Origin of the sequence: Clostridium sp. AM25-23AC (assembly GCF_003435125.1) — a bacterium.
Classification (GTDB): domain Bacteria; phylum Bacillota; class Clostridia; order Lachnospirales; family Lachnospiraceae; genus Pilosibacter; species Pilosibacter fragilis.
The window spans coordinates 1-21,797 of the sequence record NZ_QWGI01000031.1 but is presented as its reverse complement, the minus strand read 5'-3'; the positions used below and the strand labels follow the sequence as shown (position 1 = coordinate 21,797).

The 21,797-nt window shown below is 49.4% G+C and carries 23 protein-coding genes and 3 tRNA genes; 3 read left to right on the top strand and 23 right to left on the bottom strand.

Annotation, left to right across the window (positions count from 1 at the left end; all coding sequences use genetic code 11):
- Positions 1-42: 42 nt before the first annotated feature.
- The 16 genes from DW677_RS15060 to DW677_RS14985 all read right to left on the bottom strand — a co-directional run bounded on the left by DW677_RS15060 (position 43) and on the right by DW677_RS14985 (position 14,770).
- Positions 43-1,299 (bottom strand): ATP-binding protein, encoded by a 1,257-nt coding sequence (locus tag DW677_RS15060; protein WP_117504280.1) that lies wholly within the window; start codon positions 1,297-1,299, stop codon positions 43-45.
- Between the two features lie 163 nt (positions 1,300-1,462).
- Entirely contained in the window at positions 1,463-3,235 is a 1,773-nt protein-coding gene (locus tag DW677_RS15055; protein ID WP_117567716.1) for a bifunctional homocysteine S-methyltransferase/methylenetetrahydrofolate reductase, read from the bottom strand.
- 113 nt (positions 3,236-3,348) lie between these two features.
- Positions 3,349-3,419 (bottom strand) — tRNA-Gly (locus DW677_RS15050).
- Positions 3,420-3,457: 38 nt separating this feature from the next.
- A tRNA-Phe gene (locus DW677_RS15045) sits at positions 3,458-3,530 on the bottom strand.
- Between the two features lie 223 nt (positions 3,531-3,753).
- Positions 3,754-3,835: transfer RNA gene (locus tag DW677_RS15040), tRNA-Tyr, on the bottom strand.
- Positions 3,836-3,881: 46 nt separating this feature from the next.
- Entirely contained in the window at positions 3,882-5,963 is a 2,082-nt protein-coding gene (locus DW677_RS15035) for a glycoside hydrolase family 13 protein (RefSeq protein WP_181968374.1), read from the bottom strand.
- Positions 5,964-6,549: 586 nt separating this feature from the next.
- Entirely contained in the window at positions 6,550-8,394 is a 1,845-nt protein-coding gene (gene ftsH / locus DW677_RS15030) for an ATP-dependent zinc metalloprotease FtsH (RefSeq protein WP_199537923.1), read from the bottom strand.
- 14 nt (positions 8,395-8,408) lie between these two features.
- Positions 8,409-8,936, bottom strand: a complete 528-nt coding sequence (gene hpt, locus DW677_RS15025) for a hypoxanthine phosphoribosyltransferase (protein ID WP_015552347.1) — start codon at positions 8,934-8,936, stop codon at positions 8,409-8,411.
- A complete protein-coding gene (gene tilS / locus DW677_RS15020) occupies positions 8,929-10,554 on the bottom strand; it encodes a tRNA lysidine(34) synthetase TilS (RefSeq protein WP_117567714.1) in 1,626 nt (541 codons plus the stop codon). Before tilS ends, hpt begins: the two co-directional genes overlap by 8 nt.
- A 61-nt stretch (positions 10,555-10,615) precedes the next feature.
- Positions 10,616-12,040: a SpoIIE family protein phosphatase gene (locus DW677_RS15015; RefSeq protein WP_117483466.1), complete on the bottom strand. Its 1,425-nt coding sequence runs from the start codon at positions 12,038-12,040 to the stop codon at positions 10,616-10,618.
- 161 nt (positions 12,041-12,201) lie between these two features.
- A complete protein-coding gene (locus DW677_RS15010) occupies positions 12,202-12,531 on the bottom strand; it encodes a septum formation initiator family protein (RefSeq protein ID WP_015552345.1) in 330 nt (109 codons plus the stop codon).
- Positions 12,532-12,584: 53 nt separating this feature from the next.
- Positions 12,585-12,911 (bottom strand): spore cortex biosynthesis protein YabQ, encoded by a 327-nt coding sequence (gene yabQ / locus DW677_RS15005; protein WP_242990631.1) that lies wholly within the window; start codon positions 12,909-12,911, stop codon positions 12,585-12,587.
- A 125-nt stretch (positions 12,912-13,036) separates the two neighbouring features.
- Positions 13,037-13,315 carry a sporulation protein YabP gene (gene yabP, locus DW677_RS15000; protein WP_117470868.1) on the bottom strand — a complete coding sequence of 93 codons (279 nt, stop codon included), beginning with the start codon at positions 13,313-13,315 and terminating at the stop codon, positions 13,037-13,039.
- Between the two features lie 235 nt (positions 13,316-13,550).
- Entirely contained in the window at positions 13,551-13,790 is a 240-nt protein-coding gene (locus DW677_RS14995; protein WP_015552343.1) for an RNA-binding S4 domain-containing protein, read from the bottom strand.
- 159 nt (positions 13,791-13,949) lie between these two features.
- Entirely contained in the window at positions 13,950-14,225 is a 276-nt protein-coding gene (locus DW677_RS14990) for an HU family DNA-binding protein (RefSeq protein ID WP_015552342.1), read from the bottom strand.
- Between the two features lie 149 nt (positions 14,226-14,374).
- Positions 14,375-14,770, bottom strand: coding sequence for a MazG nucleotide pyrophosphohydrolase domain-containing protein (locus DW677_RS14985; RefSeq protein ID WP_015552341.1), 396 nt, complete (start codon positions 14,768-14,770; stop codon positions 14,375-14,377).
- A 384-nt stretch (positions 14,771-15,154) separates the two neighbouring features.
- Here DW677_RS14985 and DW677_RS14980 point away from each other — a divergent pair, with 384 nt between their 5' ends.
- A complete protein-coding gene (locus DW677_RS14980) occupies positions 15,155-16,024 on the top strand; it encodes a DMT family transporter (RefSeq protein WP_117567713.1) in 870 nt (289 codons plus the stop codon).
- A gap of 491 nt (positions 16,025-16,515) precedes the next feature.
- Here DW677_RS14980 and spoVT read toward each other — a convergent pair whose 3' ends face one another.
- The 3 genes from spoVT to DW677_RS14965 all read right to left on the bottom strand — a co-directional run bounded on the left by spoVT (position 16,516) and on the right by DW677_RS14965 (position 18,163).
- Complete coding sequence (gene spoVT, locus DW677_RS14975; protein ID WP_015552339.1) at positions 16,516-17,064, bottom strand: stage V sporulation protein T; 549 nt, start codon at positions 17,062-17,064, stop codon at positions 16,516-16,518.
- 80 nt (positions 17,065-17,144) lie between these two features.
- On the bottom strand, positions 17,145-17,576 hold the full coding sequence (locus DW677_RS14970) for a peptidylprolyl isomerase (protein WP_015552338.1): 432 nt from the start codon (positions 17,574-17,576) through the stop codon (positions 17,145-17,147).
- Between the two features lie 296 nt (positions 17,577-17,872).
- A complete protein-coding gene (locus DW677_RS14965) occupies positions 17,873-18,163 on the bottom strand; it encodes a helix-turn-helix transcriptional regulator (protein WP_015552337.1) in 291 nt (96 codons plus the stop codon).
- A 289-nt stretch (positions 18,164-18,452) separates the two neighbouring features.
- On the opposite strand from DW677_RS14965, the gene DW677_RS14960 reads away from it, so the two are divergent.
- Complete coding sequence (locus DW677_RS14960) at positions 18,453-18,671, top strand: helix-turn-helix transcriptional regulator (RefSeq protein WP_015552336.1); 219 nt, start codon at positions 18,453-18,455, stop codon at positions 18,669-18,671.
- A gap of 45 nt (positions 18,672-18,716) precedes the next feature.
- Here the strand turns inward: DW677_RS14960 and DW677_RS14955 are convergent, their stop codons facing one another.
- From DW677_RS14955 to DW677_RS14940, 4 genes are all read right to left on the bottom strand, one after another.
- Positions 18,717-18,944: a helix-turn-helix transcriptional regulator gene (locus DW677_RS14955; RefSeq protein WP_117470870.1), complete on the bottom strand. Its 228-nt coding sequence runs from the start codon at positions 18,942-18,944 to the stop codon at positions 18,717-18,719.
- Positions 18,945-19,429: 485 nt separating this feature from the next.
- On the bottom strand, positions 19,430-19,852 hold the full coding sequence (locus DW677_RS14950; RefSeq protein ID WP_015552333.1) for a DUF6431 domain-containing protein: 423 nt from the start codon (positions 19,850-19,852) through the stop codon (positions 19,430-19,432).
- 466 nt (positions 19,853-20,318) lie between these two features.
- On the bottom strand, positions 20,319-20,522 hold the full coding sequence (locus DW677_RS14945) for a hypothetical protein (RefSeq protein ID WP_117470871.1): 204 nt from the start codon (positions 20,520-20,522) through the stop codon (positions 20,319-20,321).
- A gap of 325 nt (positions 20,523-20,847) precedes the next feature.
- A complete protein-coding gene (locus DW677_RS14940; protein WP_147324974.1) occupies positions 20,848-21,285 on the bottom strand; it encodes a hypothetical protein in 438 nt (145 codons plus the stop codon).
- Positions 21,286-21,336: 51 nt separating this feature from the next.
- Here DW677_RS14940 and DW677_RS14935 point away from each other — a divergent pair.
- A partial coding sequence (locus tag DW677_RS14935) for a hypothetical protein (RefSeq protein ID WP_147324972.1) occupies positions 21,337-21,797 on the top strand: 461 nt, incomplete at its 3' end.

Here is a 21,797-nt window from a genome sequence, read left to right as displayed (position 1 = left end):
AAAAGTAACTTTCCACCGACTGACGCCCTAAAATATTCTTATCTACCGCGGCATTTTCTTCTCTTCCTCATCGTAGTCATCCAGGAAATTATACGTCCAGTCTCCCTTGTGATAACCGATGACCGTCTTTAAATTAATATTGTGGACACTGTTGAAGATGTTCATGTCGATGGTGTCGCAGCGCTTCCTGAGTTCCGCGATCAGTTCCTTCATCTCGTCGCGCTTCGATCCCTTTTCTCCGCCGCAGGTCGCACAGCGCTCGGTGAAACGGCAGGCGCACTGGATAAAGTGAAGGTTGTTGTAATCCCTCCATGCCTTGATGTCCGCCTCGCGGACCATGTACATCGGGCGGATCAGCTCCATGCCTTCGAAGTTCTTGCTGTGGAGCTTCGGCATCATCGTCTCGACTTTTCCGCTGTACAGCATGCCCATGAGCGTCGTCTCGATCACATCATCGAAATGATGCCCCAAGGCGATCTTGTTGCAGCCGAGCTCCTTCGCATGGGAGTAAAGGTAACCGCGGCGCATTCTCGCACAGAGATAGCACGGGCTCTTATCCACGTCAGCGACAATGTTGAAGATATCGCTCTCAAACACGTTGATCGGGATGCCGAGAAGCTTCGCGTTGTTTAAGATGATATTCCAGTTGTCCTCGTTGTAGCCCGGATTCATCACAAGGAATACGAGGTCGAATTTTACCTTGCCGTGAAGCTGCAGCTCCTGTAAAAGCTTCGCCATCAGCATCGAGTCTTTTCCTCCGGAAATGCAGACCGCGATCTTATCGCCTTCCTTAATTAACTCGTAGTCATGGACTCCCTTTGTGAAGCGTCTCCAGATGGACTTGCGGTATTTCGTGATGATGCTGCGCTCGATGGCTTTCGTCCGCTCTGTGACCTCTTCCTCGTTCATGACCATCATGGACAGGGACAGACGCAGGAAGGAACGGTATCCGCCCTCCACGCTTCCGGCATCAAAGCCCGCATCGCTCATAAGCTCTGCAACGTAAAGACTCTTATTTCCGGTGTGACAGAGTACCCATACCGGCTTGTCCTTCGGGATCGCCGCGAGAAGCTTTCCCACATTCACGCCCTCTTCCCAGGCTTTTCCATCGCCGATGGTGCCGGATTCCAGATCCGCCTCTTCCGGATTCTCCAGGTATTCTACCAGCTTGTCCTCCGGGATATTTAAGGCGGCGTCCATGGACCCCTTTTTGTATTCCTCCGCCGGACGGATGTCAATGATCGTCCGGTCAAAGGTTCTTCCATTGATCAGCTCTGCGGCTGTAATCGTTTTAATCATTCTTTTTCTATTCTCCGTTTACGGCCGTCTCCGGGTGCCGGGGTGCCGTCACTGTTTCTATAGGAAGAAAATCCCTGTATTTTCAAGGAGTTTCCGATTTTATACAACGGTTGACATGATAACATAAGGAAAAAAAGCTGTCAATCTGTATCTTTGCAGTTCTTTATTTTCCCATAATGTCCTGTAACATGTATACACGGTTGAACGGGAATGAGAAATAATATCCGTCCGCGAAGTCTTCCACCATCTTCATAACTTCCTTCGCGAGCTGGATTCCCGCTGCCTCGCCTTCCTTGCGGTTCGCTTTCTCCGGGTATCTGGCAACGATCTCGTCCGTCACGTTGACACCCGCGATCTCGTTCTTCATGAACATGGCGTTCTTTCTGCTGATCAGCGGCATGATCCCGCAGAGGATCTTCGCGCCCGTCTCCTCCTTGATCCGGCGCAGTCTCGCCGCGTCCTCCTTCGTGAATACCGGCTGGGTCAGGAAGAACTCCGCGCCCTCTTCCATCTTTTTCTTCACACGTCCGATCTCCACATCCAGATTCTTTCTTCCCTGGTTGATGGCGCCGCCGTAGCACAGTGGATTCTTCGCGAAGACATCCTCATTCATCTCCTTTGCGATCTTCATGAGACCGGTGGAATCGGAGTTGAACACCGCCTTTACGGTCTGTCTCGCTGTGGACGGGATCGGATCTCCTGTGATGATCAGGAAGTTGTGGATATCGTTGATGGCGGCTCCCAAAAACAGGGACCGCATAGCGATGGCATTCCGGTCACGGCAGCAGATATGCGGCATCACAGAAAGGCCTGTGGCCTGACGCACCTTGCTCGCCATGAGGACAGAATCGACTCTCGTACGTCCGGACGGGGAATCCGGGAATGTGAGAACATCCACGCCCGCATTCTTTAAAAGATGGGCAGATTCTAAAAGCTTCTCATCATCCGCATCAAACGGCGGGGCAAGTTCTACCGCGATAAGCTTTTTCTGTTTTCTCTCTCCGTTTTCATCGTAGAGGAATCCATGTCTCTGGACATGTCCCGTCTGCTCCCCATTATCCGTCTCTGTATCCAGGACAATCTTGTTTAAGATTCCGTCCCATAAAGACATTTCTCCGATAAATTCCGGGGTCGTTCCACAACATCCGCCGAGAATATCTGCGCCGAGCGCCTGAAGTTCCTTCATCTTCTCCGCAAAGTATGCCGGTGTGTTGCCAAACTGGAGCTTATTTCTTGTCAGTGTCGGATATCCCGCATTCGGGATCGCAAGCAGGAACTTATCCCCAGGACATCCTGCCTTTTCCAGGATCTGGCGCATATGGGCCGGACCTACGCCGCAGTTTAAGCCCACCGCATCGATCTCCGGAACAGCCGCCGCATCCGCTAACAGGCGCTTCGCGCTGAGTCCCGCCGCGCTGTAGCCGAACTGGTTTACAGAGAAGGAGACCATGATAAACATCTCATATTCCGCGCAGATCTTTTTGATCGCCGGGAGAATTCCGTCGAGGTCCGCGAATGTCTCAAAATCCAGAACTGTGACACCGCACTCCGCAAAGGTCTTCGCGATCTGATAATACTCGTCCGCCGCTGCCGCCGCGTCCTCCGCTCCATTCACCGGAATCGGGCCGATATCTCCCGCGATCCAGGCATCTCTCCCGTTTACCGCGTCTCTCGCGATCTCAACCGCCGCCTGAATGTTTTTCTCAACTTCCGCAAAATCCTCCTGCAGTGTTTCTGTGTTTGACGCAAACGTATTTGTCCTGATAAATTTCGCTCCGGCATTCAGGTATTCCTCGTGGATCTTCTTTACTTTCTCCGTCGCAGTAATATTTGCCAGCTCCGGGATATCCTGGGTCTGGTATTTTGCGGCAAAATAGGTTCCGAAGGCGCCGTCGGTGATGAGGTTGGTGGTTTTCAGATATTCGCGTAAATTCATGTGTGTCCTCCTGTGGGGTATCAGCTTTTATGGGGTATTCTGACATTCTGACACAATTATTATATAGAAAAACCGGACCTCTGAGATTCAGAGATCCGGCAATTCATAAGAAGAGCGGGTGATGGGAATCGAACCCACGTATCCAGCTTGGAAGGCTGGTGTTCTACCATTGAACTACACCCGCGTATAAGTAATGAGAGGCAACTTTGCCATTACCTCTAGTGCCCAAAGCTGGAATCGAACCAGCGACACGAGGATTTTCAGTCCTCTGCTCTACCAACTGAGCTATCTGGGCGCATAAATTTGGAAGCACAGAGGAAAAGTAAAAATTTAGAAAAAAATTTCGTTGGGAGCCTGCTCACATAAGAAATTTTCTTTCTAAATTTTTGCGTTGATTTGTATTTACAAATCAACGTACATCTCGGGGACGCAGTTCCCGAGATGGGCTTTCCGCAGCTCGCCAAGAACTGCTCATTCCAATCTGGGACTTTTCATTCCCTAACTCCCTGGATCAATAATGGGCGGAGGTGGATTCGAACCACCGAAGCAAGTTGCAGCAGATTTACAGTCTGTCCCCTTTGGCCACTCGGGAATCCGCCCATATCATTCTGACAATTCAAAATGATACCATACATTAATTCAAAAATCAAGCAGTTTTTTCATCATCCTGCCCAGAACTCCGCGCGATAAAGATCATCGCTCCATTTCCCGGAAGCTCCACTTCCATCACACCATCCACCACCGGGTATTTCAGGCTTCCTACATTGTAGCGCTTCGCGTCCGTGAGCATCACACGGACCATGGCATCTGCGGTCACCTCCGCTTCCCATACCGGGATCCGGACTCTCTGTGCATAGTCCTCGCTGTTCACCACGACGACTCCCTGCTCGTCTGCGTCGAACCTTCCGTAAGCGATCATGCCGTTCTCCGCCAACAGCGACTTAAACGCGCCCCGCCTGAACGCAGGAGTCCTGTTCCGGATCCCCGTCAGATACCGGTGGAATTCCGTGAGCTCCAGATCTTCCTTTCCCCACGGGAACGTTCTCCGGTTGTCCGGATCTGTCCAGCCGCAGACACCGGCCTCATCCCCGTAATAGATCGTCGGAGCCCCCGGCCATGTCATCTGGATCAGGGCACCGGAGCGGAATGTTCCGTAATTGATGCCTTTTTCTGCGTTCTCAGCGTCCTCCGGCTTATAAAGCCGTCCCACCATGCGGTTCGTTCTCGTAAGGAATCTCGAGTGATCGTGGTTCGAAAGCTCATTCATCGCCGCGTATAGCGATCCCGTCTGCATCCGGCTCATACTGGAAAGCATGGAGCACATAAACGCCTGGCTGTTGTGGAGCAGGTGCTCATCCTTCCGCTCGCTGTGCTTCTCAAGGCCTGTGAGGAACCAGGAGATCGGCTCCATGAACGCATCGTAATTCATCACCGTGTCCCACTGATCCCCGGAAAGCCAGTCTGAAGCGTCCCCATAATGTTCCGCCAGGATCAGCGCGTCCGGGTTCACCTCCTTCACCGTCTTCCGGAAATCTCTCCAGAACCGGTGGTTCATCTCCGGTGAATGCCCGAGATCCGCCGCCACGTCAAGTCTCCAGCCATCGATGGAGTATGGCGGGGAGAGCCAGCGTTTCGCGATGTCCAGCACATACTGGTACAGCTTCTTGGATCCCTCGTAATTTAACTTCGGCAGCGTGTTATGTCCCCACCAGCCTTCGTAGGAATCATTGTCCGGCCATCCGTCCTGATCTCCGAACAGGAAGAAATCCCGGTACGGACTGTCCGCTGTCAGGTAAGCCCCCGGCTCATACCCGCCGTCCTTCTCATAGATCTTCTCCCGGTCCATCCATTTATTGAAGGAACCGCAGTGGTTGAACACGCCGTCCAGGATGATCCGCATCCCCCTCTTATGGACCTCCTGCACAAAGCGGGCAAAGAACTCATCGCTGGCCTCCAGATTTTCCCGGTCAGAGGTGCGCACGGAATACCGCTTCGCATTCCCGTTGTCCGACGCGTCCCCCGTCACAAGCCCGCCCTCATCCTTTACGATCACGCCGTAATGCGGATCGATATGCTCGTAATCCTGACAGTCGTACTTATGGTTCGACGGAGACACGAACACCGGACTCAGATAGAGGACCTCCACCTTCAGACTCTGAAGATAGTCTAACTTATCCCAGATCCCCTGAATATCACCGCCGTAAAACCGATCCACATCGAGAACCGAAAGCCGCTCATCCCATTTTTCCACCTTCGTCACCGGGAATCCGATGTAGACATACTCGTCCCCCAGAACATCGTTCGTCGGATCGCCGTTGTTAAACCGGTCCACGAAGATCTGGTACATCAGGGCACCCTTCGCCCATTCCGGTACATGGAATCCCGGTGTGATCACGAAAGGCGCATCCATGCCGCCGGCCTCCAGAACGCCGAGACGATTGTAATGGCAGACCTCGCTCCCCTTTACCGCTTCAAAATCATATCGCAGCGGGGTCTCCCCCACTAAAATCTCTGTCTCATAGAAATCAAATCTTCCGATGGATTCCTTTTTCTTAAGTTCCAGCCGCCTGCCCTCTTCCCGGCTTACGGCATCCCGGACCACCGCATACACATGATCCACATCCCCGGCTCCGGTCCGGAACCTGATCGTTACCTGCTCCCCGCACTCCGGTTCTTCCGGAATGCGGTACTCTTTTGTCCCATCACTGAAAAGTGCCGCCTTCAACATATTTTGAATGGCCTCCCTTACTGATCTGAAACGGCTGCCCGGTCAGCACGCAGCCGTATGACTGATATCTGTTTTCATTTACTTCACTCACAAGTGTTATTATACAGGATTGCACACCTGTTTGCACGTTTTTTTCTGAAAATAGATAGACCCGAAAATAGAAAGACCTGAAACCAGCCGCTCTGAACTGCGGCAAAAATTCCAGGTCTTTTGTCTAAAAATGGACAGAAAGAAAGCCAGCGGGGGGAACCACTGGCCTTCTTCCGGAAAAGGTATTATGTCTCTTATGGGGTATAGCAAAAACTATATAATGTATTGGGGGGTTACGTGTAGTAATATAGCATAGGAATCCGGATAAGTGTGCACAAACATTTAAAAACATGAAAAATTTTTTTGTTCATTTTGCCACTGGCCCATTTTTCTTTATGCATTTTTATCATTTCAAGCAAAAAATCGACGTTTGGCTGTATTTCTTTTGCACAAACGTCGATCTGCTTAAGTTTTTAAAGTTTTACTCAAAATGACCCGTCAAAGCATTTCTAAGTCTTTCTTTTTCTGCTGCCCAGGGAACCACCAACGCAGAAATTTATTCTGTTGCTGCAGACTTTTCCTCAGCACCTGTAAATAAACGGTCAAACTCCGCCTGACCGATCTTCTCTTTCTCGATCAGCAGCGCAGAACACTTATGGAGAATATCCTCATGCTCCAGAATGATCTGTTTCGCCTTCGCATAGCACTCGTCGATGATCCGCTTTACCTCGCTGTCGATATCGGAGGCAACACGCTCGCCGTAGGATCTCGTATGCGCAAGATCTCTTCCGATGAACACCTCGTCATCATCACTGCCATAGTTGATCATTCCGAGCTTCTCAGACATACCGTACTGGGTCACCATCGCCCGGGCGATCGCGGATGCCTGCTTGATGTCCTGGGAGGCACCGGTGGTCACATCACCGAAGATGATCTCCTCAGCGATCCGTCCGCCAAGGGAAACCATGATGGTCTCTAACATCTTACTCTTCGTGTTGAACATCTCATCCTTCTCCGGAAGTGGCATCGTGTATCCAGCCGCGCCCATGCCGGTCGGGATGATGGAGATCGTGTGGACCGGACCGACATCCGGGAGTTCATGGAACAGGATCGCGTGGCCCGTCTCATGGTAAGCCGTGATCTTCTTCTCTTTCTCGGAGATCACCTTGCTCTTCTTCTCCGCACCGATTCCGACCTTCACGAATGCCTGATCGATATCAGCCTGGAGAATATAGCGGCGGGACTGCTTTGCAGCGAGAATTGCCGCCTCATTTAAGAGGTTTTCCAGATCCGCACCGGTAAATCCGGCTGTGGTCTGTGCCACTCTTGTCAAATCTACGTCATCGCCCAGCGGCTTTTCCTTGGAGTGGACCTTTAAGATCTCCTCGCGTCCGCGGATATCCGGTTTTCCGACTCCGACCTTCCGGTCAAAACGGCCCGGTCTCAAGATCGCCGGATCCAGAATATCTACACGGTTTGTCGCCGCCATAACGATAATTCCTTCATTGACGCCGAAACCGTCCATCTCAACGAGGAGCTGGTTTAAGGTCTGCTCGCGCTCGTCATGTCCGCCGCCCATACCGGTACCGCGGCGTCTCGCAACGGCATCGATCTCATCAATAAAGACGATACACGGCGCGTTCTTCTTTGCGTCCTCGAAAAGGTCGCGGACACGGGATGCGCCGACACCGACGAACATCTCTACGAAGTCCGATCCGGAGATGGAGAAGAACGGGACACCGGCCTCACCGGCAACCGCCTTCGCGAGAAGTGTCTTACCGGTTCCCGGAGGGCCCACAAGGATCACTCCCTTCGGGATCCTCGCGCCCACATCCGTATATTTCTTCGGATTCTTCAAGAAATCAACGATCTCTTCGAGTTCTTCCTTCTCCTCCTCAAGACCTGCGACCTTTGAGAAGTTCACGGAATTTGTCCGGCTCATCTTCGCGCGGCTCTTTCCAAAATTCATCATCTTGGAGTTTCCGCCGCCGCCACCGCCGAGTCTCGCGTTCATGAACATAAACATGAACATGATGACCACAGCGCTCAATGCTACCGGGATGATAACGGACATCAGGTAATTCTCCTGCGGAACATTCTCGACAATATAGTCGATAGAGTTTTCCCGGAGAAGTTTTTCTGCTTCTTTTACATCGGACACTGCGACAACTGCCCGGTCTCCGCTTTTCAGCAATATATCCAGGATTCCGGTCGGCGGCTGCTGGTTCTGATTGATGTCTACGGATTCGATGGTCTTATTCTCCACGGCCACCATGAATTCCTGGTGGGTCATCTCCTGGCTGAATAAGCTCCCCTGGCTCGTCAGGCTTGACGCGAATGTGATAAGCGCGATCACAAGCAGGACGAGACCGATTCCGCGGAACTGCTGGTTCTGTTTCAACTTGGGGTGCCTCCTTACTGCTGCTCCACAACGCCGATGAACGGAAGGTTGCGGTATTTCTGGTCATAATCGAGGCCATAGCCTACAACGAACTCATCCGGGATCGTAAAGCAGGTGTAATCAACTTTTACCTGTTTCTTTACGCGGCGCTCCGGCTTGTCAAGCAGAGTGCATAAGTGGATGGAGTTCGGATTTCTCTTGTGTAAAATATCGATAAGGTACGCAAGTGTGCGTCCGGAATCGATAATATCCTCCACGATCAGGACATTCTTTCCCTCAAGCGGCTGGTCCAGATCTTTGATGATCTTTACAACGCCGGAGGACTCTGTGCCGCTGCCGTAGCTGGACACGGACATAAAGTCCAGTGTAACCGGGACAGTCAGGCGCTTTGCAAGCTCACAGGTAAAGAATACACCGCCCTTTAAGATACAGATCAGATGAACCGCTTTTCCCTCATAGTCCTTGTTGATCTGCTCCGCGATCTCTTTGATCCGCCTGTCAACTTCTTCTTCATTTAATAATACACGAATTTTATCAGCCATGGTCTTCTCCTTTGCAATTCCAGATGCCTGCCTGTCTGCTGCCTTCCGGCTCTCCCCCACCAGGCAGGATCACCTCCGCCTCCAGGATGTGCTCAGTCTCATCTGTTATTTTATAATAATCACTGATTCGGTATCCGACTACCCATAATACATGGTCTCCATCTGCAAGGACCGGGATCCGGTCCCGCTCGTTTTCCGGGATCTTTTCATCGATCATATACCTGCGGAGCTTCTTTTTTCCACCCCCGGAAAGTGTGAGATAATCCCCATTTTTCCTGTATCTTATGGATAATCCAACGTTTATTTTATCATAGTCAAACCATTTCGTATACTGGTTTTTCGGAATTTCCAGCTCTTTTTCCCGGTGGACGGCATGGAGGCGGATGTGTGTTCCGCCCAGGTCCAGAATCTCATCCATATCTGTTTCCAGATTGATTTTATTTTCAAAAACTGGTTTTCTCTCCTGCTTCTGATCTGACTCAGACATTTGCGATGGATTTTTGTTCTGTACGATCCCTAATGTCTCATATCCACGCACCGCTTTGAGACCATATGGCAGGTCTACAGTATGCCCACCACCCGGACCAGAGAGATCCATTACGGAGCGGATATGGCGTTCCGTGATATCCTTCGCTTTCCCTGCGGCGTTTAGGATCATGCGGCGGACGATGTAGGTTTTCAGGATCTCGGGCTGTGGATCGAAAATGTCTGTGTTTATTTTTGTACACATTTTCATCTCATTTTCTGCCACCTTCGAGCTCTGACCTGTCCCAGGCTCTTTTCCATCTGCTTCCCCCGCATTTTTGGAATTTGGCTGTTTCCCCTCTTCTCTTCTTTTTGAACAGCTTTCTTCCAGAATTCTCTCTGCTTCCATCTCAAAATATGCGTCTGCCTGCGCCGCAAACTCCGACACCGCCAGAATATGTTCTGCTGCCCGGCTGTTTATATTCTCTGTCACCCAGGGCAGAAGTTCATTTCGGATCTTGTTCCGAGTGTAGTCATTTTCCTTATTTGTGGAGTCTTCGCACCAGGAAAGCTCCTGCTCATTTAAGTATTCCTCAATTTCTTTCCGTGAAACACATAATAACGGCCGGATAATATTCTCCCGCACCGGCCGGATCCCGGAAAGTCCGGCAAGTCCGCTTCCCCGGAACAGATTCAAAAGCACCGTCTCCGCATCATCATCTTCATGATGTGCGACAGCGATCTTCGCGCATTGATACTTTTCCGCAGTCTCTCCCAAATGATGATATCTCAGGATCCGCCCTGCTTCTTCGCCCGATAAACCACGTTCCGCTGCATATTCTTCCACTTTCTCATGCGCCACGGTGAGAGGAATATTTAACCGCTCACAGAGTTCCATCACAAACCGCTCATCCCGGTCAGCCTCCGCTCCGCGGATCCCATGGTTCATATGAAATGCAAAGACTTTAATTCCAAGCTCCGCCGCCATCTCATGCAAAAGCAAAAGCAGGCAGACCGAGTCCGCGCCCCCCGACACTGCCGCCAGGACGCTGTCTCCCCGGTCTGTCATATGATTTTTCTTCATAAAGCTAAGAACTTTCTGCCGAAATCTGCCCGCTTTTACATCTGTTTTCACTGCTGTTTTTCCTGCCATTTTCTTCTCCGCTGTTTTTCCTGTAGTGATATCTAAAATCTTTGTGCGTTTGTGATTACCTTTACCCGTATATTCCGCCCACCAGCACCGTCATATCATCCCGCGGCTCTCCCTCAAACGACAATGCAAACGTCAAGATCATCTCCGCCGTCTCCTGCACCCCCGCGTCGGGCAGACCATCCAGAAATTCCCGGAACGCTTTCTCCTTCTCCACTCCCGGCATAGCATCCAGGACTCCGTCACTGACCATAATGATCTTATCTCCGTCCCACAGCTTCCTCGATATCATCACCGGTTCCACGGGGTTCAGCACTCCCGCCGGGACTGTTTCTGACTCCAGGACCTCCGCCTCGCCGCCGCCCCGCCGGTCCGGCAGTAAAAACGATGCCGCCGCCCCGAGCTTCATCATCTCCAGCACCCCCGTATAGAGGTTCACAAGTCCCAGATCCATCGTCGCCGGCCGGTCACCCATGCCATTCAGCAGGAGCACCGTGTTGATGAGCTTTAACGTAGACCGCGCCGAAAATCCCGTATCCAGAAGCTGCTCCGCCAGCTCCATGACCTGCTCGCTGTCAGCCCCAGCCGCCGGTCCGCTCCCCATTCCGTCGGAGAGACTCAACGCCACCTGCCCCGGCAGCGTGTTCCGGAACATATAATTATCACCGGAGACTTCTTCCCCCTCTTTCGGAGTCTTCGCGCATCCAAACAGGATCCGGTAGCTTCCCTTTTCGATGAGACGCACCATGGACGATTTTCTCGTGACCAGCGTCTTCCCATTCCTCGCCGGGATAAATTCCGCCCCCACAGCCTGTCCAAAAAGCGCCGCCATGTCCTTCACAGTCACACACCGTCCGTTTCCTGTCCGTGCCGTGAGGAATGCCTCCCGGCGTCCATCCCCATATTTCAAAACGAGCATGTCCTCCAGGGCGATCCGCCGTTTCCGAAATGCCGCCCGCACCGCCGGAACCAGCGCCTCCGTCACATCCGCCGCCTGCTCCATCTGCCCGGAGAACTCCCCCAGGATCCCCGCCATCTCCTCAAACTGCAGCATGACCGCGTCCCTGCTCTCCAGAAACCGGTTCTTCCAGGCGAGATTCATCGTGGACCGCCCAAGACTTCTATTTAATTCCCGCAGATAATCCGTTTTCTTCCGGCACCGGTCCAGGAACTCCCTGGGCATGTCCGGATATTCCAGAGCGCCCTTTTTCTCGAAAGAGCGAAGCAGATAATAGAGAAAATAGTTCTCCCCGTCCTGATCCTCCAGGCATTCCTGTTTCATGCCACAGCGGTCGCAGCTCCCGCAGACCATGGACGCCGCCGATTCCAGTGCCGCGATCCCGTCCTCCCTGGAAAGTCCGGGATCTTCGCCGGAATTTTTCATAACCTTCGCAAGCTGTCCTAATGACTCAGATATCTCCGCAAGCCGCCCCGCCGCATAGCCCCCGGTCCCGGACAGCTTTCTATGTACCTCACGATTTCCAAACACAAAAATCCCTCCTAACCTGCGTACCCTGTCACAAAGACCGTTCCGATCTCCATGACCAGCTTTAACGGCGCAGAATACGCCATTTTATTATATGCAGGCAGGCGGGAAATATTTGTCGGATTCCCGTATTTAATTTTTAAAAGTTAGTGACATGATTCGCCCTAGCTTGATTCATCGGCCTTAAACAGAATTTCATCCTTATTTACAAGCCCCAGTTTCTCTTTCGCGACCTTCTCAATATACTGCTTCGTCTGAACATACACGCGGTACTCCTCGAGTTCCGCGGCTCTCGCCTCTTCCTTCGCGAGGGACTTCTCAAGCGCCTGTTCCCGCGCCTGATATTCCAGATCGCGTTCTCTCAGGGAAGCGCCGCCGATATGGACTACCACAGCAAGACTCGCTACGACCACCGTGATTCCAATTAACGCCATCCGGTTGCTCAGACTGTTTTTCGATTTTCTTTTATTTCGTCTGTTCCGGTTTTCTCCCATGATTTCTCGCTTCCTTCTGGATTTTCCCTCCCGTTCTAACCAACAAAACGATTCTATCTTTTAATCTTATACCATTTTTTCAGCTTTTTCAATAGCTGAAACACATTCCGGCTAATGATTTTATCATAAAAAATCATGCCGAAAAACACACACGCAATGATGTACGCCCGAACAATACCGCTGTTCTCGTAAAACAGCAGAAGAAACGTCATGACAGCCGCATAGATCCAGTAAAAAAAATCCTCGATCCCCGTCCACAGCCGCCCATGGGGAACAAAAAAGCGGAATAGCCGCAAAAAGTCATAACTCGCCATCAAAATAAAGCCGAGCACCGTACTCATGCCAACCAGGCGGACTTCCAGAGTAAGATAGGGACTCACAAGGCACCTCCGAGTTTAAATTTCCTGCTTATTTTCTCTTTCATGGTCTCATTTTTCGTCACATGATCTATTTTCTGCGGTTACCTGGATTTTTCCTCATGAACTCTTTCATCACTGCTTTTCCACTACTTAAATAATTTTGCAAAAAATGATTCCCCGCTCTTCGCGCCGCCGCCCGCCGAATACACAAGGCTGTCCGTCCTGCCCTCAATATCGATCTCACCTTTTTCCAGACTCAGCCGGTTTACATGGAGGTCTTTTCCCTTGATGGTCAGAAGTCCCATGTCCGTGTCCAGCACGATGGTGTTCTCGTCAAAGGAGATCACATCCAGGATCCCCGTGAGATTTCCCTGATTCCGATTATTCAAAACGATCTTATGCGCCATTCCCGGATTCTCTTCCATAAAAACCTCCTGTATATGTAAATATGTTTTAAATATATGAAGTAAAAAAATTTTTATGCTGTAATTCACAAGCGAAAACCCCAGAGAGGCCATTCTCTGGGGTTTTCATTTGGGCTAATTGCCACTGTCGTTTCCGTCTAACCGCTTGCAAATGTAGTATGCGATCACACTTGCCATAACGGAAACTCGCGCCTTACATAAAAAACCTCATCAGTTTTTTACTGTGAGGTTTTTCCTAAATATATTCAAACATTTCCTTCGTATCTTCCTTGCGGATCGTCTCCTGCACGCTCGTCACACGGACCTTGACGGCTTTTGTTCCAAATGCCACCTCAATCACATCTCCGACCTTAACTTCCGCGCTGGCTCTCGCAATCTTATCATTCAGCATCACACGGCCACTGTCGCACGCCTCGTTTGCCACGGTTCTGCGCTTGATGATACGGGATACCTTCAGATATTTGTCTAAACGCATAACTTGCTCCTTTTCTGCGGCACCATCGCCGCCGGACTTCCTGCTGCCCGCCTGTCCAGGCGAACCCCGGAAACAATTTCCCCCTCCGCAATACGCATATCACGGAGGGGATCCAAACACGTGCTGCCTACACAGCCACTTTTATCATTCTAAACAGAATTAAGCGTTAACCATATCCTTTAAAGCCTTACCAGCTTTGAATTTCGGGTTCTTGGAAGCTGCGATCGTGATCTTCTCGCCTGTAAGCGGGTTTCTTCCCTCTCTAGCCTCTCTCTCGGATACCTCGAATGTTCCGAAGCCAACTAACTGTACCTTCTCACCTTTAACTAACTCTGCTGCAATAACATCTGTGAAAGCCTTCAGTGCCTTCTCAGCATCTTTCTTGGAGAGTTCTGCCTGCTCAGCAACTGCTGCGATTAATTCTGTCTTGTTCATTTGTTTTATTTCCTCCTAAAATTCATTTCAAACCTGCGGACAAAGCCTGCCCGAAGGACCTTTGCATTGCACTCTTACATTTATATATGTTTCTGCATTCTTTGTCAAGGATTTTTGCCCGTTTTTGCCGTGTTTTTGCGCACTTTTCGTCAGTGTGCGGCGGCCCGTTTTTTCTTTTCCTCCCGCTCCTGTTTCTTGATCGCTTCCCAGAGGTCCTTCTCGTTCTCCACCTCCGGAATCTCGCCTCCGAAGACCCGTGGATGGCGGCGGATCATCTTCTCGCAGATGCCGTTCACCACATCATCCACGGTAAAATTTCCCTGCTCCGCCTCGATCTCACTGTGGAACATGACCTGGAACAGGACATCCCCCAGCTCCTCGCAGAGATTTTCCGTGTCATGAGCATCGATCGCCTCCAGCACCTCCGCGCATTCCTCCACGAGATGCTTTTTCAACGTGTCATGATCCTGCGCCCGGTCCCATGGACAGCCATCCTCCGCACGCAGTGTCTTCATGATCTGCTTTAAGTCCTCGAATGTATACATAGTATTTCCTCACCTTATCCGTTTTCATTCATTTTTCTGCTGTTTCGAGCCTCTGACGATCGCCCGGTCCTCTCCCCGTCGGTTCCGCCTACGCTCTCCGCCAACAGTTTTAAATACTATTTTCTACTATCATTGTAACTGGATTCTATTTCTCTGGCAATATGCATTCTGTTTTTTAACTGCAATCCATCACCGTCCATTTGTTCCAATTTAATCCGCACCAAACATACTCCACTTGTCCTCCTGAAATCTTTTATTTTTTCTACATATTTGCACCAATTGACGATTCCATGAAAAAAAGTTATACTCTTAATTGTCGTGTCTTTTGACATATCATCACTCTAATTGAGCTATTCCTCGATTACAATTTCACAGGAGGACATCATGAATATCACACAAAAACAAAAGGGCATCCTCTTTATGATCCTGTCCGCGCTTTCTTTCGCCTCCATGCAGGTCGTTGTCCGTATGAGCCGCGAAATTCCAACGATGGAGCAGATCTGCGTCCGCAATCTCTTCATCCTGATCGTTTCCTTTTTCATCATCCGTAAAAAACGTGGTTCCTACTACGGCCCGAAAAAATACCAGCCGTACCTGTTCGGCCGCTCTTTCTTCGGATTTCTGGGCCTGATCACGCTGTTCTACGCCTCCAGCCATGCTGCACAGGGAGATGTCACCGTATTAAATAAGCTCTCCCCGATCTTTGTCACACTGCTGGCTGCTGTGTTTATGAAGGAGAAGCTTTCCCCGATCCAGATCCCGGCGCTGGCACTGTCCGTTATCGGCGCATTTATCGTATTCCGTCCGAGCTTCCAGTCCGACCCATTTCCGCTGGTAGTCGCGCTGCTCTCCGCCATCACATCCGGCGTTGCGTACACGTTTCTCGGCTACTTTAAGGGAAAAGTCGACGGAATCACCGTTATCATGCACTTTTCAACCTTCAGCGTGTTCGGTTCCCTGCCGTTCGTCATCAGCAATTTCGTTATGCCAGACCCGCATCAGTTTATGCTGCTCATGCTGATCAGCCTCTTCGGCTCCCTGGGCCAGGTATTCATCACCTACGCTTACCGCTTCGCCCCGGCATCCGAGATCAGTATCTACAACTACTCCGGAATCCTGTTCAGCATCGTTCTCGGCGCAGCGATCCTCGGCGAGCCTGTAAAATCCACCTCGATCCTCGGCGGCGCATTGGTTGCGATTGCTTCGATCATGGTGTATATCTATGGGAATTCGAAGAAGCAGACTGGGAAATAAAGTTCTTTCAGCCCAAACTAGCGTAGACCGAATAATTACGTGTATAAAGAATGTCAGAATCCGAAAAGTCTGCCCGCATGAACATAGTCTGGATACACTGTTCACCTGCGGAACCGCCACCGGCAGCTTCTTCCGGATGCATGGCAATTAGAAATGTGCATTTGCATAATGCCTTTTATTTAGATCGTTTGTAACTATTCAGTACCTTCATAGTTACACGCAAAAATCCATTCCAGATCAGCTTCGCTGATGGGATTTTTGCCCTCCAGCCTATGTTTTCTTACGGTCAGCGCAGCAAGTGCGCAGACCTACTGAACAGTTACGATCGTTTTTTGATTCGTTGTAAATAAAAGTCAAAGTCCACATGATAATATTTATTGAAGTGATCTCTTCTAAAATATCATCATGTGGACTTTTTTCGTTTTTTATCTTACCAGGCATATTTTCTCAACATTTTTACTGCTGTTTCAAATCTCGCCCAGCCTCAATTCTCAGCTCTCCATCTGCCGTCCCAGGAATCCCGCCGCCGTCGCCGCCAAACGCACCTCTGCATCCGCGAACTTCGCCCTCGGCTCCCTGCTCATCACAATGACCGACCCGATCGCGTCACCTTCACAGATGATCGGAGTGATCACCTGCGCAGTGATTCCCTCGCTGTCATCGTCCGTCACAGGCGTGAACGCCCGCTCATCCTTTCCCGCCTGCACCGTCATCCGCTCCTGGATCACATGCTCCAGCGCCCGGCTGATAGGCTTCTGGAAAAAGTCCTTTTTCGCCCCGCCGGCCGCCGCGACCACCTGGTCCCGGTCCGTGATGCAGACCATAAGCCCTGTCGACTGCGCCATCGCGTCTGCATACTGCCCTGCAAACGCATTCAGTTCCATCATCGGCGAGTACTTCTTCAGAATGATCTCCCCCTCACGGTCCGTGAAGATCTCTAACGGCGTTCCTTCGCGCAAACGAAGTGTCCGCCTGATCTCCTTCGGAACCACCACACGTCCGAGGTCATCAATTCTTCTTACAATTCCCGTAGCTTTCATAACGTCTATTCCTCCTGCATACCACTACTTCCATATCGTGTGACTTATGGGTAGTATGTGGAAAAATGTCGGGATTATTCCTATTTTACTTCAACCAGTTCAATCTTGAAGTTCAGCTCTTTCCCCGCCATCTCATGGTTCGCGTCAAGAGTGATCATCTTCTCGTCCTTCGCGGTAACCTTCACCGGGAACGGCTGGCCGCTCTGGTTTGTGAGGTATACCTGCTGTCCAACCTCAAGGTCCTCGGAACCCGGGAGATTTGCGATCTCGAGTGTGAGGATCATATTCGGATTCGGCATTCCGTAAGCTTCCTCCGGCATCAGGTGGATCTCCTTGATCTCACCGACCTCCATATCCGCAACAGCCGCGTCAAATCCCTTGATCATCTGTCCAGCGCCACATACAAACTCTAACGGCTCGCCGCGGTCGTAGGAAGAGTCAAACTGTGTACCATCGTTAAAAGTACCTCTGTAATGTGTGCGGCATGTCTTTCCAACATTGCGTCCTGTCATCTTTAAGTTCCTCCGATATTCTCTATTATTTCCTGCACGCCTGCGTTCTATCATGGTCAGCGCAGCAAATGTGCAGACCTCATCCGCAAAACCTGCCGATAACAGGTTTTTCACGAATGTTCTATAACGAAATCATGCATTCCTATCCAGTATACCTGTTAAAAAGAATATTGGCAACTTATTTCAGGTACCGCCGTACTTCATTTTTCTGTTTCACAGCCGGATTCTGCTCACGATATCGCAAACAGCTGCATTTCCGCAATCTGTTATGCACCAAATTTTGCCACACAGGAGCTTTACTGTCCCTGCCTCTTCTTTTTCTTCTCCAGCTCCTCCTGCTTCTGCCGCTCCTCTTCCAGTCCCGGAGACCATAAAAGCTCGTCGCTCTCATCGAACACGATCTCCATCACATCCTCCACGCGGCAGTCCAGAATTCTGCATAAAGTCTCCACGGTATGCGTCGAAATATATAAATTCTTCCGCAGCCTGTTCAACTGACCATTGCTGATTCCATATGTCTTGATCAGGCGATACTGGCTGATGCCTTTTCTCTGCATTGTCTCCCATAACCTTGTATATTTAACCATACCGTTTTCTCCTTTGTCTCATCTCTCGCCGTTATTTCCAGGACATTCCAGGCTGACCCGTTCAATCCATAGACTCGTAATCCGGCAGAAACCGCCTAAATTCTTCTCTTTCGGTTTCCACGCCTGCTCACCAGCGATACATTTTCTATTTTCTCATTTGTATTTCCTGCCAACATCCGCAAGATTCGACCTGTTTTTCCTTATATTTCCACAAATTCCCCTAAATATCTTTTATTCTTTACTATGGCAGAACTTCTGCCGCATTATATAAGGAAAGGAGGCGTTTCTCATGATCGATTACAGCCCGCTCTGGAACACCTTAAAGTCAAAAGGCATCAACCAGTACCGCCTGATCCGCAGCTATCATTTCAGCTCCGGCCAGCTCCATCGGATCCGTAAAAATGAACATGTATCCACACATACTCTGGAAACTCTGTGCCGGATCTTAAACTGCAGCGTTGCGGACATCGTCCGCATCTCATTTGACCGCGTGGAAAAAGAATCGTAAAAATATCTGGTCTTTATCGGAACTCTTTTCCGGTAAAGATCAGTGTCAATTCGCCTTATTTTCCTTCTCCTCGTCCTCGAAAGAAACCTCCATCACATCCTCGATCCGGCAGTCCAGGATCCGGCAGAGCGTCTCCAACGTATGCGTCGAAACATATGTATTCTTCTTCAGACGGCTCATCTGGCCGGAGCTTAAGCCAAACTCCTTGATCAACCGATATTGACTGATCTTTCTCTTCTCCATGGTCTCCCACAAGCGATTGTAACTTATCATTTTATCCTCCGTGCATATCAGCCCAACACACTTTTCAGCCCGCAAAATATCCGCAAATCTGACAAACAGTTACTCTGATGTCTTCTATATAACATACATTGACACTATTTGTATATTGCCCATATTCGGACTATATATGTTCCACGTTCGGTCACGGTCAGGTATACGACGCGCGAATGGCCAATTTTTCAGCTTATGCACGGATTCTGTGCTCTGTTTCAATCATTGTTTTCTATGAACTGACAGAATCTTCTTCTGACATTTTTTCGGATACATGGCAATCAAAAACGCCAGTCAGCCATTTCTGACTGACCGGCCATCATAATCACTGATCACACAAATTACAGGCATCCGCCTGCTGCTTTTTCATTTTCCCCTTTACAGGCAGTTCACCTGCCGCTTTTTCATTTCCCCTTTTCGGATATTTCACCTGCCGCTTTTTCATTTCCCCTTTTGCAGGTATTTCACCTGCCGCTTTTTCATATTTAATTTCCTGCGCACCTGCAGTTATTATCGCCGTCAGTCCGCTTTGCTTCCGGACTCTTATCTTCCACCTGAACCAGCAGACGTTCAAGCTGCATCTTTTCCCGGTTCCAGCGGTAAATCGTCGACTGCTCCGCGGAACAGTTTCTCTCACCATTTATCGTATCGATGATCGCCGACCTCGAATAATGCTTATGAGGAACCATAATGTCCGGGAGTTCCAGATGAACACGCCCACACACCGTACACTTGTATCGCCGCAAAACAAATGTATCCACCGTACCATCCGCAAAAATCACCTTCCGCCTCTTGCTGTCACGGATCTTCATCTCTCCACCGCACTGCGGGCATCCCGGAACGCTTGACGGAACAATATAATACATTCCATTCTGCTCTTTGATTTTGTAATTCTTTGACACGACCATATTCATTCCTCCTCCATTCGTCATATTCGTAGGACCACATCCGCCTATCGGTTCAAATAAACCTGTATTCCGGTTCTTTAGGGTTTTAACCAGAATTTCACCAAAGTTCTGCCGCCGTCTGCCGTTTTCCGTTTTCCGTTTTCAGCTCATTTCTCTGGCAAACGACCACGTTTTTTCGGAAAAATTCCGGTCTGATCAACATGTTCTACTAATATAAACGTAATAAAATTGGATTTGTGACGAAAAAATGGAAAAAAATTGAAGTTTTTTACTTTCTTTTGTTACCATTTCACCTCCCGAATCTCCATAAACTCATTTTTATCCTTCTCCACTCTTCAACTGCCGGAACATGTTCCACCATTTTTTGAAGTTCTGCTGCCAGCGCACAAGTTTTCGCACGCATAAGAATTTTTTCTCTCGCTATGCTCTCAGTATCATCACTGCAAGGCACTGTTGTTTTTACAAGCTACATTAACTTTATATTCAGCAGAGGCAGCACACTCTCCGATAAGTAATTTTTCTTCGCAAGGCACAAGAAGAAGTCGATTAAATTCATTTCCTTTCCCGCAGTTACATCCATAAGCCGACAGGAAAATACTTTCTCAATTTTTCTAATGCACGAAAGCATATACAGATCCGCTTTCAGCTCTTCCTTACTATTATTATTCATAGACTCATCCTCACTTCTGCTCTTCGATTATTTATTTTTATACTTAGTATCTGTTTCCTCGCTCTTCTTCAAACGCTTTCTAAAATCATTATATAATTTGTCCCTGGAGTGTGCAACAATGTCCGCCCCTCACCTCACCATCCTAGCCCCAAAATTTTTAGGCACACATTTTATTTGTAAACGCTTACGCTTGATCTTTACTACAAAAAGTCCCACAAGCAATAAAAAATTTGAGAGTTAATCAACTTTCAAAAACACTTTCAAGCATACTGCAAATAGCTTAAAACAAGTATATTCCGGAATGAACGTTAATATTTTAGAAAGTTCACATTGAATACACGGGGATTATGAGGATCTGAACGCGCTTCACAGTGCGCTCAGCGATTACCTCCGTTTCTACTTTGCACATCAGGATGATGTCGAATCCTCTTCCTGTTACGAAAATATTCTCGGGCTCTGCTACGATATCCGCCATGCCTATCAGGGAGATCGAAATATTGAATCCGTCGATAATAACTACGAAAATATAGGGCAGCTGGCATCCTGCATCTTTTCCGTTGACAGTCAGTCCCTTCAGAAAGAACGCAATAAATATAAGTCCGGAAACCTCTATTTTAATGTTGAAGTCCTCTATCCCTGGGCTATCTTTTATCTGTACACTCTGCAGGCAATCGTCGAAGACCATTATTATGCCTCCTGGTTTGACGATGAAGATTTTTATAATGAGTATCTGGCCGAGAAAGATCTGGCACTGATCACTCATTTTGTCCAGCTTCTTTGGGATAAATTGAGAAATCATCTCCCCGAGGAGGTTATGAAGGTAGTCTGGACCTACACCAGAACCTACAACCATATCGAATACTATTTCTTCTATCCTGATCTGTATATGGAATGGCTTTGTACATACTGGATCAATGGCGTAAAAACACGATCAGAACGGCAGGAACTGCTTTCTCTGCTTTGTCTGGAGCTTTCCTCTCTCCTCGATGAAGACCCGGATGAAGCACAGGAGGCCGTCCAAAAAGCAGCTCTGATAAAAGAAAAAGCCCCCGGCAGAGCCAAGGGCATACAATCCTCTGGGAAAACAGATTTCAACACTTCGGAAGCTGCGGACAAAGCAGCAGACTTAGAAAGAAATATCCTGACATTCCAGGCGGATATCGCCAATACGATCCTCACCGGGCTGGAGCAATATGATACGTATGCCGAAATTTTCTACAATCGTCCCGTCCCCTGTGAACCTCACATGACTAAAGTCACATGCTTCTCAGCCGT

Bases quoted from the DNA above. Each gene is read 5' to 3' on its own strand.
- DW677_RS14960 (WP_015552336.1), top strand. From the start codon at position 18,453: ATGATCGATTACAGCCCGCTCTGGAACACCTTAAAGTCAAAAGGCATC.
- yabP (WP_117470868.1), bottom strand. From the start codon at position 13,315: ATGGAAGAGAATCCGGGAATGGCGCATAAGATCGTTTTGAATAATCGG.
- DW677_RS14985 (WP_015552341.1), bottom strand. From the start codon at position 14,770: ATGTATACATTCGAGGACTTAAAGCAGATCATGAAGACACTGCGTGCG.
- DW677_RS15060 (WP_117504280.1), bottom strand. From the start codon at position 1,299: ATGATTAAAACGATTACAGCCGCAGAGCTGATCAATGGAAGAACCTTT.
- spoVT (WP_015552339.1), bottom strand. From the start codon at position 17,064: ATGAAAGCTACGGGAATTGTAAGAAGAATTGATGACCTCGGACGTGTG.
- DW677_RS14995 (WP_015552343.1), bottom strand. From the start codon at position 13,790: ATGCGTTTAGACAAATATCTGAAGGTATCCCGTATCATCAAGCGCAGA.
- DW677_RS15035 (WP_181968374.1), bottom strand. From the start codon at position 5,963: ATGTTGAAGGCGGCACTTTTCAGTGATGGGACAAAAGAGTACCGCATT.
- DW677_RS14965 (WP_015552337.1), bottom strand. From the start codon at position 18,163: ATGGTTAAATATACAAGGTTATGGGAGACAATGCAGAGAAAAGGCATC.
- DW677_RS14945 (WP_117470871.1), bottom strand. From the start codon at position 20,522: ATGAATAATAATAGTAAGGAAGAGCTGAAAGCGGATCTGTATATGCTT.
- DW677_RS14970 (WP_015552338.1), bottom strand. From the start codon at position 17,576: ATGACAGGACGCAATGTTGGAAAGACATGCCGCACACATTACAGAGGT.
- DW677_RS15010 (WP_015552345.1), bottom strand. From the start codon at position 12,531: ATGGGAGAAAACCGGAACAGACGAAATAAAAGAAAATCGAAAAACAGT.
- DW677_RS14980 (WP_117567713.1), top strand. From the start codon at position 15,155: ATGAATATCACACAAAAACAAAAGGGCATCCTCTTTATGATCCTGTCC.
- DW677_RS14955 (WP_117470870.1), bottom strand. From the start codon at position 18,944: ATGATAAGTTACAATCGCTTGTGGGAGACCATGGAGAAGAGAAAGATC.
- hpt (WP_015552347.1), bottom strand. From the start codon at position 8,936: ATGGCTGATAAAATTCGTGTATTATTAAATGAAGAAGAAGTTGACAGG.
- DW677_RS14990 (WP_015552342.1), bottom strand. From the start codon at position 14,225: ATGAACAAGACAGAATTAATCGCAGCAGTTGCTGAGCAGGCAGAACTC.
- DW677_RS15055 (WP_117567716.1), bottom strand. From the start codon at position 3,235: ATGAATTTACGCGAATATCTGAAAACCACCAACCTCATCACCGACGGC.
- DW677_RS14940 (WP_147324974.1), bottom strand. From the start codon at position 21,285: ATGAGTGATCAGTGCCAGATCTTTCTCGGCCAGATACTCATTATAAAA.
- tilS (WP_117567714.1), bottom strand. From the start codon at position 10,554: ATGGCAGGAAAAACAGCAGTGAAAACAGATGTAAAAGCGGGCAGATTT.
- DW677_RS14950 (WP_015552333.1), bottom strand. From the start codon at position 19,852: ATGGTCGTGTCAAAGAATTACAAAATCAAAGAGCAGAATGGAATGTAT.